The organism is Enterobacter cloacae complex sp. 2024EL-00711, assembly GCF_047529885.1.
GTDB classification, from domain to species: Bacteria; Pseudomonadota; Gammaproteobacteria; order Enterobacterales; family Enterobacteriaceae; genus Enterobacter; species Enterobacter ludwigii.
Window position 1 is genome coordinate 988,072 of sequence record NZ_JBLIZC010000001.1, and the last position, 15,968, is coordinate 1,004,039.

12 protein-coding genes and 1 pseudogene are annotated in these 15,968 nt (G+C 53.7%); 1 reads left to right on the plus strand and 12 read right to left on the minus strand.

Annotated features, from left to right (window positions below):
- The first annotated feature begins 5 nt into the window (after positions 1-5).
- On the plus strand, positions 6-956 hold the full coding sequence (locus tag ACMVME_RS04910; RefSeq protein ID WP_333053560.1) for a PDR/VanB family oxidoreductase: 951 nt from the start codon (positions 6-8) through the stop codon (positions 954-956).
- Positions 957-1,220: 264 nt separating this feature from the next.
- Here the strand turns inward: ACMVME_RS04910 and ACMVME_RS04915 are convergent, their stop codons facing one another.
- The 12 genes and pseudogenes from ACMVME_RS04915 to tssA form a co-directional block, all read right to left on the minus strand.
- Positions 1,221-2,612 carry a VasL domain-containing protein gene (locus tag ACMVME_RS04915; RefSeq protein ID WP_068794488.1) on the minus strand — a complete coding sequence of 464 codons (1,392 nt, stop codon included), beginning with the start codon at positions 2,610-2,612 and terminating at the stop codon, positions 1,221-1,223.
- 87 nt (positions 2,613-2,699) lie between these two features.
- Positions 2,700-3,044 (minus strand): hypothetical protein, encoded by a 345-nt coding sequence (locus tag ACMVME_RS04920; protein ID WP_104440251.1) that lies wholly within the window; start codon positions 3,042-3,044, stop codon positions 2,700-2,702.
- 90 nt (positions 3,045-3,134) lie between these two features.
- Entirely contained in the window at positions 3,135-3,584 is a 450-nt protein-coding gene (tssE, locus tag ACMVME_RS04925) for a type VI secretion system baseplate subunit TssE (RefSeq protein ID WP_014169450.1), read from the minus strand.
- Positions 3,585-3,980: 396 nt separating this feature from the next.
- Positions 3,981-4,256 (minus strand): hypothetical protein, encoded by a 276-nt coding sequence (locus ACMVME_RS04930; RefSeq protein WP_126547669.1) that lies wholly within the window; start codon positions 4,254-4,256, stop codon positions 3,981-3,983.
- Between the two features lie 41 nt (positions 4,257-4,297).
- Positions 4,298-5,515, minus strand: a pseudogene (locus ACMVME_RS04935) (type VI secretion system Vgr family protein); the annotation flags it as partial.
- A complete protein-coding gene (locus ACMVME_RS04940) occupies positions 5,512-6,642 on the minus strand; it encodes an Imm72 family immunity protein (protein WP_068794487.1) in 1,131 nt (376 codons plus the stop codon). The gene ACMVME_RS04940 and the pseudogene ACMVME_RS04935, both read right to left, overlap by 4 nt.
- Complete coding sequence (locus ACMVME_RS04945) at positions 6,639-8,183, minus strand: hypothetical protein (protein ID WP_414743392.1); 1,545 nt, start codon at positions 8,181-8,183, stop codon at positions 6,639-6,641. The genes ACMVME_RS04940 and ACMVME_RS04945 overlap by 4 nt, the downstream gene beginning before the upstream one ends.
- Complete coding sequence (locus tag ACMVME_RS04950; RefSeq protein ID WP_068794486.1) at positions 8,180-10,732, minus strand: type VI secretion system Vgr family protein; 2,553 nt, start codon at positions 10,730-10,732, stop codon at positions 8,180-8,182. The genes ACMVME_RS04945 and ACMVME_RS04950 overlap by 4 nt, the downstream gene beginning before the upstream one ends.
- 4 nt (positions 10,733-10,736) lie before the next feature.
- Positions 10,737-11,261, minus strand: a complete 525-nt coding sequence (tssJ, locus tag ACMVME_RS04955; RefSeq protein ID WP_068794485.1) for a type VI secretion system lipoprotein TssJ — start codon at positions 11,259-11,261, stop codon at positions 10,737-10,739.
- A 35-nt stretch (positions 11,262-11,296) separates the two neighbouring features.
- Positions 11,297-12,379, minus strand: coding sequence for a type VI secretion system baseplate subunit TssG (tssG, locus tag ACMVME_RS04960; RefSeq protein WP_068794484.1), 1,083 nt, complete (start codon positions 12,377-12,379; stop codon positions 11,297-11,299).
- Entirely contained in the window at positions 12,343-14,112 is a 1,770-nt protein-coding gene (gene tssF, locus ACMVME_RS04965; protein WP_068794483.1) for a type VI secretion system baseplate subunit TssF, read from the minus strand. The genes tssG and tssF overlap by 37 nt, the downstream gene beginning before the upstream one ends.
- A gap of 33 nt (positions 14,113-14,145) precedes the next feature.
- Positions 14,146-15,753 carry a type VI secretion system protein TssA gene (tssA, locus tag ACMVME_RS04970; protein ID WP_068794482.1) on the minus strand — a complete coding sequence of 536 codons (1,608 nt, stop codon included), beginning with the start codon at positions 15,751-15,753 and terminating at the stop codon, positions 14,146-14,148.
- Positions 15,754-15,968 lie beyond the last annotated feature (215 nt).

Consider the following 15,968-nt stretch of genomic DNA (forward strand, 5'->3'; position numbering starts at 1 on the left):
ACGTGATGAGCGAAATGTTAAGCGTTATTGTCGACGGTCTCTGGCGTGAGGGGGATAAGAGTCTCGCCGTCAGGCTGGTGTCAGAATGCGGTGAAGCCCTGCCGGGCTGGCAGCCCGGGGCGCACATTGACGTGCATCTGCCCTGCGGGCTGATTCGCCAGTATTCGCTGACCGGGGCAAGTGACAGCGAGAGCTATCTTATTTGCGTAGGACGTGAAGTCGCCTCGCGCGGCGGGTCACGCTATGTTCACGAGACGCTACGTCCGGGGCAGAAACTGTTTATCTCCTCACCGCGCAATCTGTTTGCGCTGCACGAGGCTGAACGCTTCTTGCTGCTGGCGGCAGGGATAGGCATAACGCCCTTGTATGCGATGGCCCGGCAGCTGGAGGCTTCCGGCACCCCGTTTACGCTGCACTATTACGTTAAAGAGCATGGCAACGCGGCGTTTGCGCGTGAACTCATGCAATTTAAACACGGCGAGTGTGTCATCCATACCATCAGCCCGCGCACTGCGCTGGCAGAGCACATGCCCACGCCCGCGCCCGGTTTCCATGCCTGGGTCTGCGGGCCGGCAGGCTTTATGGAGAAAGTGTATCAGGTCGCCCTCGCGAGAGGCTGGGCGGAGAGCAATCTTCACAGCGAAGCATTCCAGCCCGTTATGCCCGCCGACTGTAATGAAACGGGCGAGATTTTTACAGTCAAGCTGGCATCAACCGGCGAGCGCTGGCCAGTGCCGGCGGACAAAACTATCGCGCAGGTGCTGCTGGAAAACGGCGTGGCGGTACCGCTCTCCTGTGAAATGGGGATTTGCGGTGCCTGTCTGACGCCGGTTATCGACGGCGTAGTGGATCACCGGGATAGCGTGCAGTCGGAGGCGGAGAAAAGCGCGGCAGACCAGCAGGTGGCGCTGTGCTGCTCGCGAAGCCATTCAGGGGAACTGGTGATTGGGTTGTAGAACGAAAACACCCTGCGATATTGCTATCGCAGGGTGTTTAAATTTGGCGGGATCCACGGATAGTCAAAACAAATGGCATACAGGGTTTCGGAGAAAAAAGCATGTCCATAATCACCGATATCATCCCAAAAAACAGCAGACCAGACGATAAAACGATCCCTCATGGCAGCATAACTGGCCTGACACGTCATCATCTTAAAAGGGGGAAATATCCGTGAAACTTCCCGTCATAATGACGAGTTTTAAAGTATCTTAACGATGGATTTACTCTGATGCATTCCGTTTTATTTCAGCATATCGGGCTGCCAGTTGTTTCAGATGCATCTCCAACTGAGATCTCGCAGCTGCAGGTAAAGGTACACCAGGAGGATTTTCTGACAAGATACGCAGTTGCTCTTCAGCCGGTATGGACTGGTTAAAAGACTGCCGGACGGAAAATACAACCGACTTCAGTTCACTGACCGTCATGTATTTGCCTTTCTGCTCATCAAGCCCGTTCAGCCGGTCACTCAATTTTTGTAGCGTTGACATCCCCTTATACCAGCCATTGAGCTGTTCTACCGGTAATGCGGCAGCATTAAGGTGTTGCTGCCACTGTTGTATCAGGGGTTTGGCTTGCTCCGGCCACAGCACCTGAGCCTGTTCTGTAAGTTTTCGGCTGTAAGTAATATTCCAGTCAGGAGGCAATTTATCCAGTCGGGCAAGCTGCTGCTGTGTTTGTTCTATCATTGTTTGTGATGACGGAGATTGCTGACGCAACATATCCAGTTTTTCAGGCGCGAGAGGTGCAGGTAACGGAGCCAATGAGGCAGCAAGCTGAGTCTGTAGCGGGTCTGGTCGGTGAAGAAATTGCCAGCTCCACACTGCGCCCGTACTTATTATCAGCATGGTACACATTCCGGCAGCGAAGGATTTCCACTTTTTTACCTGAGTGGGCATTGCCGTCAGTACTTCCACATTAGCGTGGTGTTCTGGCTGTGCAACGAATACCCACTTCACTGGGCTGTCTGGCGCAGGGGTCTCTTCAGAGAGACTACCGGTATGAGAGCCTGTTGATATTACTGCACCATTCTTTACGGTGGCAGGCAGGACAATACCAGACTGAATATTCGACCCGGTACTGGTTGTATCGTTGCTGTTTTCCAGCCGGACAGCGCTGTTGTGCATCAGGGAACGCAACGTATCGAGCTGGCTCAGATGCTTAAGCTCCAGACGTTGAAGCACCTCCCCCAGACTGCCAAGCAGTTGCTCAGCCCGATACAGTTGTCTGAGGTCGCTGTAATTGAGCGGGAGCGAGCGCATCCGTTGCTGAAGACGCTGGTTCAGACTGCTGAGGATTTCCATGCGGGCATGTACCGGCTGCGGCCATAGTGTGCCCCACTGATGGCTTATCAGCGCATCCAGTATCGCCAGGCCTTCATTGAGGCCGAATAAGCCGGCCAGTTGCGTCCGTGCCAGCGTGTACCAGGCCGCCGTCTGTAACTCCACACCGTTTTGCTCAAACAGTGAAAGGCAGAGTTTTCCGACATAATGCCAGTTCACATCCGGACGGGCCGGATGTGTCAGTTTACTCAGTTCATCACGCAGGGTGGCATAATCCGCTAGCGTGCGCGGATCGCCACCGGTTTTGATTTTTCGTGGATTGATGTCATTCATGGCTGAATATCCAAATGAAGGTTGCGGTGCTGTACTTCCTGTTTATGCAGCTTCACCACAAGTCTGCTGGTACTGCCAGGTTAACAGCTATGAAAGAAGCGCTAAAATCAGACAAAAAGAAGTACTTTGATCAAAAGGTTGTACTGTGCGCAGCAACATCCCCGGGGGATTAAAGGTCCAGTCACTGAAATGACCTGCCCGTATGAACAGGCGCCCCAGAGAGATCACGCAGCCTTCTGCATGAAGGGTCACTTCCACGCATCCGGTCACGCCCTGGCCGTACAAAAATACTGGTGTAAATTTCACAGACTGGTCATCTACACACAGAAAGATATCGGTAATCTCAAGAGCCCCGTACTCCACCAGCAGATCCGTAACGGATGTATTCAGCGTCCCCTCGTTCAATCCGGTACCCTCCAGCCACGCGTCCATTTGCTCCTGAAGCTGCGCATTCGATGGCAAAAATCTGCAATATCGGCCTGACTCTTACTGTGTGTTGGAACTGATGAAAGCTGTCTGGCCTTACACACGAATTGCGGTATCGAGATACTGCTGTTGCTTCAGGTGCCTCAGCATCACGCGTCCTTCGGGCATAAACTCGGTGCCGTAACGTACGAGGCCAATGCCCTTAAGCTCAGCATCAATGGCATAACGCAACTCTCCTGGCACGTGCTGTTCGAGTAAAGTTACATTGAGGGACTGCAAACGGGGTTCATACTTGAGCAGGACACCGGCCAGCGTATCGATCAGCTCGTGGGCTGTACCCGGCATGCCTTGCAGAATTTTGGTCATGTCCGGCAAACCATAATCTGGTAAATGGGATATGGTCCCGGCTCGGGCGTTCAAAATACGCTGGATGTTATCCAGTACAGATAAAATAACCTGGTCTTCTTCGTTTACAACTTCAAGGGGAAGATCCCCTGTAAAGTTGCCGGTAAGAATTTCATATAAAGAGGGCGTTTTTTGATTCATAATATAGCATATTATTTTAAATGATAGAGGTTTAGGTTCTAAGGGATGTGAATTACCTTATCTTTCTTTCAAGGATTTTTTTGCAAAAATAATTATTGAACAACCGGATAATGAGGAACAAAACATCAATATTACTCGAAGTGGATTTGTTCCATACCAAGAATAAAGCATAAAGATAATAACCAGGCCAAAGATTACTGAAGAGTGCTTTGGTTTTATAGATGTTGCCAGAAATGTAATGGGTATGATAATGCATCTCATATAGAAGATTAAAAATCCGAGTCCTACCCCCTACTCCTTGGTGTAAAGTAAGTTATGTACCATTCGTAACCAAAATGATGCACTGCTAGAACGATAATACATCCAAGGAAGGCTATTATTAGTTTTACTAATTTTTTATTTTTTGCATTCAGGTAAAATCCAGCCTGAAAACCCGCTGTCAGATGGGGAAAGAAAATCAATGCCTGACCATTCAGGTGCAACTAAATCAGAGAACTGATATTCCCAAAAATGCCAAGCTGAACTTTTCATTTTTTCCAGTTTTGTCATAGACAACGAAAAATGATTGATTTGAAAAAAGACGTAATACCCTCCCCACCCCGCCAAAAGGATTGTAGTCAGGAATGTAAGTAATAGCATAGCAAGAGCTGCCCTCATTCCATATTTTTTCACTGTCTGTTGCTTTCATATAAGTCAGGATCTTAATGAACAGAAGAGTCTTCCCGGTCGAAGTCCGGCTTTACCCGGTAGCGACCCTGCTCATCCAGGTGCGCGTAGATATCATTTTTCTCCCGGCTCTCGACGCGGGCCGGAAGTGTGCCGTGGATTTCAGGGCGCGGGATTTCAGTTGGGCGGAAACAGTAGCGTTCGGTATAAGGCATCCCCCAGACCGACACATGCAGACGGGAATCCCTGGCGCCCCGGAAGGTCACGAGCGTGAGGAGCACGCCTTCCTTCAGGGCAGCAATGACATCGCCCTGCGGCTCCAGCACCTGCCCGGGAGTGAGGTGTGCCGCATTGCTGAACAGGTGAATACAGGCAGTCCTGTTCAGCTCACGCTCATGGTGGAGTCGGGCGTAGAATGCCCCGCTTTCGGTGACCGGCTCCGGGTCGGTGTCGTCACCCGCTTCACGGTACGGCGCGGCATAACGGTAATGCTCCCCGGTCGTCACCGCGTCATTGCGAACACTGACGGTGGTATCCATCGGTGTGGAGGCTGTCCGGTAGTTGTAATCCCGCGTGGCGACCGTGCCGGTGGCAAGGGTGTGCCAGGTTCGTACATCCCAGACCGACTCTGCCGCACCGTCAAACAGACCCGACGGCTCGCTGTAGGGCAGGCGCACATCAAACTGGTAGTTAAGCTGGCTGTCGGCCAGTAAGTACGTATCCAGACTGCGCACGTCGTCCATCACCGCACGCCAGTAAATCCCTACTTCAGACAGAATACGCTGGATAAACTCAAGGTCCGTTTCACGCCACTGGGTGATAATTTCACACGGCGGGTAGGTGCGCTCCAGGTGGAATTCAAAATCGGGTCCCTCCAGCCCGTGTTTACGCAGCACCAGCTCAACCACCTCAGGAACGGACTGGTTCTGATATAACGCGCACTGTCGGGTGTATCCCAGGAGCGACAGGCGGGAACTGAGCGTAAGACGGTAGTGGGACTGATCCTTTGAGGTGGAAAGCCATTCCAGGCGGGTAATAATACCGTGGACATTTTTACCGCTCCGCATCCGGAAAGAGGCATATTTCATCAGGACCTGTTCAGGGGAAATGTTACTCTGCGAAGTGGTGAACTCGATATCCCACTTAAACGGCTCGCTCAGCGCTTCCCTGCCGCGAAAGCGCAGAACATCCGGCTTCACCGAACTGTCATTGATATCCAGAAAATATCGGGTCTGTCCGTCGAAAAACGCTAACCAGATATTCAACTATCCTTTATATAAACACTCCCCTCATCATCCCGGTGTAAAAGGCTCCATAACGCAGGAAGATGAATTTCAGCCGCATATATATTGCTCTGATATTTGGTTGCTTCTGGCATCAACTGCCCGGCCTGAACATCAACAAACTGCTGATGTCCTCCGGCTATGGTCGCCCAGAGGCCTGAATGCGGACAAAGCTCCCCGCTCGGGCAGGTAATGCGTTTGCCTGGCGCATCATCCAGAAAGTATTCTGATTCATCAGGGATAATTCCGTCACAGTAGCGGGTATCTTCCCAGACCAGACGCCAGTGAACGTCCCGGTAACGGATTGGGTCGTCAGGGATAACCATTTCTGTATCACTTTCAATTAATACGTCGTAATACACCTGGCGGGGAGCATTCATTCCACGAATAAAATAATTATACGGCCCGAGATTATTAAATCCGCTGATGCCGTCTTTAATAATCAATAGCTTATGGTTGTAATGAATCTTTACCGGTTCCCAGATGCCGTCGCAGGGCACCATGTCATCGGTTTTAATAATAATATCACTGCGCTCCGGAACAGGAGACAAGTTTTTCGGGAAAGCCGGATACGCTAACTTATTAAAATTATATTCATAATTATCTAATTCTAATAAATATGCAGCATCGAAAAAGTTGCATACATTGTCATGTGGTGGATACATTAGATAGTCACCATGTATTTTTGCTGCAATCTTCAGCTTATTGAGCTTTTCTATATCTGGTGGGTAAGGTTCCTGCTGAGAGCCTCGTTCATGACAGAGAGGGTAAAAAAAGCTGTCGATCAATCCAACCGCTCGCTCAAGCTGCTCAAATTCACCAGTTTTTAACTGCCATACTTGCCGATTACCCACAGCCAATTCTGCAAGTCCTTCGTCATAGAGACGTAGCGCATCATAGGCCCAGATAATATTCTTTGGATGAAAACCATATGTTTTTTCTTCCGGCCAGGTCTTTAACGCTTCTTCATATTTCTGCACAAAATAGGCCCAGGCATCCCGTTTGCGCTGCCAAAGGGTATAGCTGCTCAGTCGCTGTAACAACCAGAACAGTTTGCGGCGCACTTGTTCATCCGTCATTGGATACTTTGTTTTTTCAATGGTTATCATTGTTCACTCCCTGTGGTTGTCTGCCGTTCAAAACGGGCTGCATTCAGTATCGTCCGATCTGTCACTTTGCTGCGCAGTTCATCATCATGCAATTCACGCGTGGTCGTGGCATATGGAGGCTCTATCCCTTCTGGTTTACTGTAGCCATGCACGCCGTTAACATCCTGCCAATTTGTGGGATAAAACTCAGCCTTTACGCCATTAATTTCAACACTGGCAGCCTGTCCGATAGCTTTGACCTGTTCCCCAATACGGTTAACCTCTTGTTTAAGCATCTCATCCAGATTAATAATCACCTGTTCGCCACCACCTTTCAGATATTGAGCTGGAATTGCACTACCGAACTGTTCAGCTATTTTCCCATGCCAGGCGTTGCTACCCGGCATACGAGTTGCCAGGTCTTCCGGCAGATGCAGCACCACCAGAAAACCGTTGCCGTTCCACTCATCCAGTACCGCCGATAACTGGCGCCATTCTTCAGCACTGCCCGGCACTTTTTGATACCCCCAGAATCCACCAGCAGCCCACGAACCATTAGGAGCCAAATCTGTGGGATTACCAAAGGCACGAAAAATAGTGCTTCCCGCCATATCACGGGCGCTTTTAGCCGTGATGTCACCACTAAATGAGGCGATGGATGTAAATACTGGCTTATTACCAAAAGCAGGACTTTTCCCTTTACTTCTTATCAAATCTGGATACCCGGCTTTAGAGTATTTTCGACGCAATGTCGTTTTATATAATTCCTCCGCATGAACACTCGGATACCGCGTCCCTTGCTTCAGCGCTTCCCGCAGCGGACGTTCAATCAAATACGCCTCAGCCTCACGCCGGACCTCAGCGCGTCCTGTTCCCGTTGCTATCGTATGTATTTCACCTTTATACACCAGCGCCTGTAACACTCGCAGTTTCGCATCCAGCTCTTTCAGCGCCTGCGGGATCATTCTCGATGCCAGCTGTTGCAGTGCCGTAAAACCATCCCGTACCCGGAGTAAGTCCGCCTGCCATTTCTCCGGCAACATCCGCCCGACGCGGGCTTTCAGGATTTGATTGATGGCTGTGATCATCGTGTTGCAAAAATCACTCATCTTTTCAATCAACTCTGCCTGATACTCAACGACATTCTGCTTATTCAGCCACTTCACCGCATCACCTTCGCCGATACGGTTCAGAAACTTAATCACAGCGCCAAGGGTTTCCACATTCTCTGCCGCTTTTGTTGTCACACGCAGGGCCAGACGTCCGACGCCTTTTATCACGCCACCAATTACCGGGATTAGCGCAAACAGCAGGATCACCAGAAATACCCATTCAGTCACGCTTTCCCGTTTCTTCGGTTCTTTCGCCAGTCCTATCGAAACAGCAATCAGATCGCGTACTGCCGTTACATCGCCGACCAGCGGGATCATGCCGAGCACCGCATCAACGATGATCTGCCCGATGGTCTGTTTTTCATTAAATGCCCCCTGAAGCGTACCCCAGATCCACTGTCCAGTTTCCAGGCTGGTTTCCTTAAACCAAGCAACGCTCACCCCACTCATTCCACACCTCCGCTGTGTTTCGCTATCAGTGAGTCAATGTCTGCCTCGCTGAGAGATGTCCCAACAAACGACTGATTATCGATCTTATTTTTACGTAAATAATTCCGGATATCCGGCCCGAACTCCACCTGCACACTCCCCGGCGGGACGTCTTCCAGATGCAGATATCCCGCACCGTCAAGGTTACCTTCCCGGACAGAGCCATCAGCAAGAGTCACTTTGAAAGGCGCGCCCACTACCGGGACATCGTCGTGATACAGATATTGCATCAGCACACTGGCAGTGGATTTAACCGGGTCGGCAAGCCAGGGCATTTCCGGCTGTTGTGACGCAGCTCCCGCCGCCATCGTCCTTTTAACTTTGCGCATATACGACGCCGTCGTACCATACTCGACCTTCCCGGCCTCAAGTCGCAGATAGCTTCCGCCGCCGATCAGCGTGATACGTTTTTTTCCGGCCAGGGAGATGTCACTCGCCGAGCTCACCGTCAGCTTATTCTCTGCAAACAACCGCAGGCTGGCGTTTTGCGCCTGGATATCTATTGGCCCTTCTCCGGATTTGATGCTCAGTTGGCCGGTGCGGGCAAAGAGCCCCAGTTTTTCTCCGGCCAGCGTGGTTAGATTGCCCATAGTTCCGACGCTGATATCGCCCCCGGCGTTGACGACCACGTTTCGTGCTGCGGCCAGTTGCATATCTTCACCACTGGTCAGGGCCATGCCTTCCGGCGCCGAGAAGAGAACTGTCTCGTTAAGTGGTTTCAGGCGTTGCTCAAACATCTGTACCTGGCTGTCGACATCCGCCTTCAGCGCCTGCGCCTGTTCTGCCGCCATTTCCAGCTGCTGCAGTTGCTGGTTAAGCCGGTCGATTTCCTGGAGGGCGGCGCTCATGTCCAGTACCTCGCCCTGCGCCTTCGCCTGCGCATCGGCACTGACAAACAGCCCCTTTCCGGCGCGGATAACCCCGTGTTCATCAGTGCGCAGTTCGCTACCGGTGCCGCGGGATTTGCCCTGATTGTCCACCAGGTGCCCGCTGTTGAGCTGCGTCCTGCCGTATTCCGTGGCGAGCTTGATATGCTCCTCGCCACGTTTGTCCTCCATCCGCAATTTTGAGTTAGCGGGTGTTCTGAGGATATTTCGGGTGTGATTATCCCGGTTCACGAGGTCCGGATGTTCGGAGTCGTGCAGTGCGTACGCGATGTACGGCAGGTCAATATCGCCATTGCTATACGCAATGGCCACTTCAGTGCCGTCAATGAGCGGCGTATGCCAGCCCAGCGTGTCACCGACAGTCGGCTTCGCCATACGCAGCCACAGATACCCAAAGCCCTGCTCTGTTCCTTCGCGGTCGAAGTCCGGCTTTACCCGGTAGCGACCCTGCTCATCCAGGTGCGCGTAGATGTCATTTTTCTCCCGGCTCTCGACGCGGGCCGGAAGTGTGCCGTGGATTTCAGGGCGCGGGATTTCAGTTTGACGGAAACAGTAGCGTTCGGTATAAGGCATCCCCCAGACCGACACATGCAGACGGGAATCACGGGCCCCCCGGTAGGTCACCAGGGTGAGGATAACGCCCTCTTTCAGGGCAGTTATGACATCGCCCTGCGGCTCAAGCACCTGTCCCGGCGCAAGGTGGGCAGCGTTGCTGAACAGGTGAATGCGGGTCGTTCTGTTCAGCTCCCGCTCATGATGGAGCCGGGCCCAGAACGCGCCGGATTCGGTCTCCGGCTCCGGGCTGGTGTCATCACCTGCTTCACGATAAGGCGCTGCGTAGCGGTAATGCTCTCCGGTGGTGACCGCGTCGTTACGCGCGCTGACCGTCGCATCCATCGGTGTGGAGGCTGTCCGGTAGTTATAATCCCGCGTGGCGACCGTGCCGGTGGCAAGGGTGTGCCAGGTTCGTACATCCCAGACCGACTCTTCCGCACCGTCAAACAAACCCGATGGCTCGCTGTAGGGCAGGCGCACATCAAACTGGTAGTTGAGCTGGCTGTCGGCCAGTATGTACGTATCCAGACCGCGCACGTCGTCCATCACCGTACGCCAGTAAATCCCCACTTCAGACAGAATGCGCCGGATAAACTCAAGGTCCGTTTCCCGCCACTGGGTGATAATTTCACGCGGCGGGTACGTGCGCTCCAGGCGGAATTCAAAATCGGGCCCCTCCAGCCCGTGTTTGCGCAGCACCTGCTCCACCACCTCAGGAACGGACTGGTTCTGATATAACGCGCACTGTCGTGTGTATCCCAGGAGCGACAGGCGGGAACTGAGCGTAAGACGGTAGTGGGACTGATCCTTTGAGGTGGACAGCCATTCCAGGCGGGTAATAATACCGTGGACATTTTTACCGCTCCGCATCCGGAAAGAGGCATATTTCATCAGGACCTGTTCAGGGGGGATATTCGCCTGTTGGGTCGTGAACTCAATATCCCATTTGAACGGTTCGCTCAGTGCTTCCCTGCCCCGAAATCGCAGAACATCCGGTTTTACCTGGCTGTCGTTGATATCCAGAAAATAGCGAGTCTGCCCGTCAAAAAGCGCCAGCCAGTTATCCATTATGTCACTCCTTTACCGGCACGAGGCTGAGCCAGCCTTCACCCAGCTCGATGGTCCGGGGTTTGTCCGGATCGAGGTCGTCACGGGTCAGTACCAGACGCCAGCGGTTGTCCTTCTGATCCGGTCGGTTAAACAGCCCCACCACCGCCACGAACTGTGCTTCTTCATCCATGGGCATATTCAGAGAAACGCTGCCGTTGGGCATCACCAGCAGCTCTTTTGATGCCAGAACATCGTCCTTAAGTACCGTATCGGCATTGCGCAGCAGCGTCTGGTAATCGGCGGCATCAACCGCTTTCCGATCCCTGAGGAGATAAACCCGCACCATTGTTGCCAGCGGCGTCTGTGCGGCATCGGCGTTAATGGCCGTGCGTGGGGTAAAATCCAGATGCAGCGTTTTAATTTTCTTATAGAAGATGGATTTCGTGATGCTGACCGTACCGTCCGTGACGGTCTGCGTCAGACCGCAGCCTGCGAGCAGACCACAGGCAATAAGCGTCAGCGCCCACCAGCGGGTTACTGTTGCCATTCAAAAGTTCCTTTATTGAGAGAGGGAATACGTGATTAGTCGAAGCGGTAATGTCCGTCTTCTGCGGGTTGCAATACAGAATAGTGAAGCCCTTCATAGCAACCCAGGTTGACGGTCAGACTTTCCCGTGGCGTATTGAGTTTGCCTTCCTTCAGACCCAGTAAACCGGTTCTGCCCAGCTGTATACGCCTGCCATTACCCAGACGAGGCTCAGGGAGCAATCGCACAGGCACGGTGAGGCGCACTCGGGCGTCACTGCGGTAGCCGAGGTAGACACGCAGCAGGACCATCAAATCGGTATGAAGGACACCACCGGGTAACCAGCCTTCCGCCTCGTCAGGATCCGCTGTCTCCAGTGACACCAGGACCCGGCTGCATGCTTCTTTTGCGGTTTTACCCAGCGTGGCTCGCTGCGAAAGACGGATCTGGCTCCCGATACCCAGCCCGCTACGGTTATCGATATGCACCTTAACCGGATCGGGTTCGGTGATAATTGTCCGGGTATTCGGTGCCAGCAGGCTCACCAGGGCCCGGATGCCTTCAGCATTGCGGGTGGGTAATCGCATGGTGCCCAGCAGGGCCAGGAAGCGTGAAACCGGCGTTGCCACCTGCTCAACCGTGCCCGGTATACCAAGGCCGACCAGCCCCAGCAGACACTGTGATATGGCATCGCGGCCACCTGCCTCGAAGGTCGCCGGATAGGCGTATTTTCGCCAGATCCGGTAATATTGCGTGGTGATCCGGTGGCTGAAAATATCCAGAAATGAGGTGATCGCCTCGTGTCCTTCACGGCGCTGCGCAATGTCGTCCAGGTAGGACGTCGGCAGAGGCGAATCCACGCCATACATGCCGAGGAATGTGGTGCGGACGGTCGGCGGCAATTCCGGATGGTCTTCATCGGTTTCAACCGCTTTAAGGGTACTGACCGGAAAACCCATACCAGGCCAGGGCCTGAAACGCACCGGATCGTCGCCCGGATGGCTGGTGGTACCCAGTTTCGGGGCGTCCGGATTTTCCTGCTCCAGCAGTTGGCAGAAACGATAGAAATTGGCCCGCCAGATATCTTTGTTAAGGGCCAGCGTCAGCCCGGTACGTGCTGGCTGTGATTCTCGCGCCATCTCAGTCGTTTCCCTGTCGGTTGCAGCACCAGCGTGAGCTGATTAAAGAGGTGAATATCGGCATAGAGCGCGAAGAACCGGTGCAGCATCTCCCCGAAGAGATGCACATCACCCTCGCCTGCAAAATTATCCATATTCAGCGTGACCTCAATGTCCACGCCCCGGAGCATAAAACCCTTCTCAAAACGGCGGATCAGGGTGTGCTTCACGGAGACGATTGCTTCTAGCCGACGACGGTTCATTTCATCGTCGGTCCAGTCATAGAGCGCCAGCGTCCCCCGCAGGACTTCAGGGTTATCCATCATACTGAGGAAGTTTGATCCGAGGTGACTCATCACCCGCCAGTGGAAACGGTCGTTTGCCGGGGGATACAGTGGCATGGTGGGGGCCGAGAGGTTCAGTACCCTGACGGGCACTTTGCCTGCTTTCACGGCTCTGTCCAGTAGTGTGCTTTCCAGTGCCTTACGCGGAAGCTGCCCGTTGGTACCGGTTATTCGCATCGAAAGGGATTCTGGTTTATCGGACAACTGCTCCAGCTCGAACGAGCGGCCCCCGAGAATTAACCATGTGTCATACAGACCAGAGGGGCCGCGTTTCACGCGGGTGTGGAAGTAACGCTCAGGGGCATCGTGGCGCATCATGCCGCCACGGTGGCGGAAACTGGTGAACGGTACATAGGGGTGTTTGCCATTCTTCACCGTACCGTGGATGTTATCGACGCTGTAAATCTCGGTGTGACCATCCTGAAGACGCAGCGGCCTGAGCAGATATTCATTATCGAGCGGATCCAGGGTCAGCGGGTCGGCTTCCAGGGTGAAGAGATTAATGACCGGTGCACAGTGCAGGCGGAAGTTTTCTGTCTCAAAAGGCAGATCGGATGACCAGGCTTCACTGAGCACGATGTCGATTTCAAACCAGGAGCTGGCTTCAGTGAGTCCGATGGTGTCGAGACCGCGCAGCTCAACAAACATAAATTTCGGACGGAAGCTAAAATACTCCAGCAGTAGCTGGTAGCCGCTGAAGGCTGTATCGGCTTTCTTCCACAGGCCGTCATTGTCATCAAAGCCCATGGGTTTACACCAGCCATCAAACTGATGACGTTCGGTATATGTCCCTGCATGGCGGGCATACATGGCGTGGATGCGACGGGACATTGCCAGATGCAGTGCTGAACTGATCGGACTCTCTGCGTTGAGGAATATGGCGACTTTGTCGATCCCGGCTTGACTCCAGTCCACTTTTTCTGGGCATTCGAAGCGCAGACGGATAGCAGAGCGGCCATCGGTTTCCGTATGCAGGCGGGCGTCCGCAAGATGCAGTGGTTGCAGGGGCACATCGCGAGTCGTCCGGTACTGACAGGCGGTTTTGTGCGGCCCGACAGGACGAGACAGAACGGAGAAGCCTTCAGCCAGCATTTCGGCCTGACGCAGACTACGCCAGTCAGGCGAGAACTCGACGATGGCCAGCGACGGGATGGTCCGCATATAGTGTGGCCACAGCAGGCTCACCAGACCTTCGGTCAGCTCTGGCAGGTCGTCATCAAGCTTTTCACGCAGACGGCCCATCAGGAAAGCAAAGCCTTCGAACAGGCGTTCCACATAAGGATCGCGGGCGCCGGGTTTATCCAGATTAAGCATCGCAGCACGATCCGGATGAGCCCGGGCAAACTCTTTACCGGCTTCTCGCAGGTAGCGCATCTCTGCTTCGTAATAGCGCAGGGTTAAATCATCCATGCACGGCATTCCTGAAAATTATTAAAGAGAACATTAGCCACAGAGCACCATGGCACGGGCCGGGTCAATGGCGATCAGACCTGCCAATAGCGTATCCATCTCAGGCATCAGACGGGCTTTATCAGATTCGCTGCGACCGGCTTTCATGCGTAGCAGCTTCAGGCGTCGGGCCTGGACTTCAAATAACAGAGCGGGCTCCCAGTCTTCCAGCGTCAGCAGTGGCGCACGGGTAGTGAGTTCACCAAGCAGATGAAGCGCCATATCGTTTCGGCCATACTGCTCTGCCACCCGGGCCATGAGCAGGCGTATCAGCCAGCGATGGCGCGGGGTATCCATCCCCGGTCGGGACTGGAGCCAGGCAAGCGCTGCTTCAGGCCCTTCGGTGTCTCCCTTTTCCATGGCTTCGGACTCAAGAAGCAGCACATCGTCCGCCTGACCATTAACGACGGTAGCGGATTCATCGCCGTATATCAGGCCCTCTTCATTCACTTTTTCAGCAATCCAGGCAGTAGTGACTTCGTCGGCAAAGGGAGTGCCGTCATTCCATGCCAGCCCTTCAAGGCCCGGGAGGCGTTTAAGCAGCAACCGCAGATCGAACAGGACGGAGTCTGACCAGGTATCCCAGGGCTGACCCGCATGGCTGAGCCCCTGCCAGAGATACCACTGGAGATCGAGCCAGAAATGATTCACGCCTTCGCAATACATCTGGCTGGCCTGCTCAACCAGCTCGACCCAGTTTTTCTGAAGGTAAAGGCGCTTCAACTGAGCTCGATACTCGGGTTTAGGCGGTACCAGGCGGGTGCGCCCGCTACTGTCCAGCGGAGGGATCTGATCGACCGTATCCCACCGCACGGTCTTTATCAGTCGATGAGAAGCCTGCCAGCCCTGCGGCTGCTCGCTTAGCCAGCGGGAAAGTAACTTTGCCTGGTCGAGTAAATCGCGGCCAGATTTCACGGCTGACAGCTGCGGTGAATCAGAATGGGCAGGTTCACGCCCGTGCTCCTGGGCACTGCTGTTCTGGGGGACCAGCGCTTCCATGCCACCCGAACGTGCCAGACGGTTTTCAAGAGCGGTACAAAGGCCTGCAAAAGACGGTTTCTCGGCTTCCGGCCAGTCAGCCACTCTGGATTCAAGCAGGCTGATGACGCCAGCCGTCAGACCGGCATCATTGCTGTCCACCTCGGGCCATAACAGCAGTGCATCAATCACTTTTGCACTGTTCAGCCACTCCAGCGCAGCTTTACGGGCTACGGGACGCCGGGGATGGCATGCCTGCCCGTAGCGGGTCAGCATCGCGACAAGCAGCAGTAAGCCTTCGGATAACCCTTTTTCACCGTCGCGGCTGAGTCGGGCCTGCACGTACCAGGTCACGACACGAATGTCTTTGGCGCATTCGCAAAGACACTTCTGGGCCAGCTCACACAATAACGCTGAATCGGTACCTGAAAGCTTGTTGATCTCCTCACGCATCAGCTGAAAATTATCATCATATGCGGGATCGTCCCCGGTTTCTGCCCCGGAGGTGAACGGGTGCAGCCAGTTATCCCAGAGCGACAGGGCATCATTTGCCCGCGAGATGAGGCGCTGCCTTTCTTCCTGCCTGGTGGCGCAGGCGGTTAACAGTTCTTCCGGTGAGCTCATTCTTTTTCCCGTTTGTTTGTCTCTTTCATAAACCTCACGACCGCTTCCAGAGAATCGTCGTCCTTACCATTGACGATTTGCGGTAGCTTCCATTTCAGCAGCATACTTTTCTCCTCCCCCTGAGTGGGTTTGGCCTTCCAGTAGCTTTACCTGTGGGCTTTTCTGACATGGGGACGAAGGCGCCGATGGGGCGCGGAGGTGCTGTCCCCTGGTGT

What these genes read in the sequence shown, in the direction of transcription:
- ACMVME_RS04910 (WP_333053560.1), top strand. Translation starts at nt 6, where the DNA reads ATGAGCGAAATGTTAAGCGTTATTGTCGACGGTCTCTGGCGTGAGGGG.
- ACMVME_RS04915 (WP_068794488.1), bottom strand. Translation starts at nt 2,612, where the DNA reads ATGAATGACATCAATCCACGAAAAATCAAAACCGGTGGCGATCCGCGC.
- ACMVME_RS04920 (WP_104440251.1), bottom strand. Translation starts at nt 3,044, where the DNA reads ATGGACGCGTGGCTGGAGGGTACCGGATTGAACGAGGGGACGCTGAAT.
- tssE (WP_014169450.1), bottom strand. Translation starts at nt 3,584, where the DNA reads ATGAATCAAAAAACGCCCTCTTTATATGAAATTCTTACCGGCAACTTT.
- ACMVME_RS04940 (WP_068794487.1), bottom strand. Translation starts at nt 6,642, where the DNA reads ATGATAACCATTGAAAAAACAAAGTATCCAATGACGGATGAACAAGTG.
- ACMVME_RS04945 (WP_414743392.1), bottom strand. Translation starts at nt 8,183, where the DNA reads ATGAGTGGGGTGAGCGTTGCTTGGTTTAAGGAAACCAGCCTGGAAACT.
- ACMVME_RS04950 (WP_068794486.1), bottom strand. Translation starts at nt 10,732, where the DNA reads ATGGATAACTGGCTGGCGCTTTTTGACGGGCAGACTCGCTATTTTCTG.
- tssJ (WP_068794485.1), bottom strand. Translation starts at nt 11,261, where the DNA reads ATGGCAACAGTAACCCGCTGGTGGGCGCTGACGCTTATTGCCTGTGGT.
- tssG (WP_068794484.1), bottom strand. Translation starts at nt 12,379, where the DNA reads ATGGCGCGAGAATCACAGCCAGCACGTACCGGGCTGACGCTGGCCCTT.
- tssF (WP_068794483.1), bottom strand. Translation starts at nt 14,112, where the DNA reads ATGGATGATTTAACCCTGCGCTATTACGAAGCAGAGATGCGCTACCTG.
- tssA (WP_068794482.1), bottom strand. Translation starts at nt 15,753, where the DNA reads ATGAGCTCACCGGAAGAACTGTTAACCGCCTGCGCCACCAGGCAGGAA.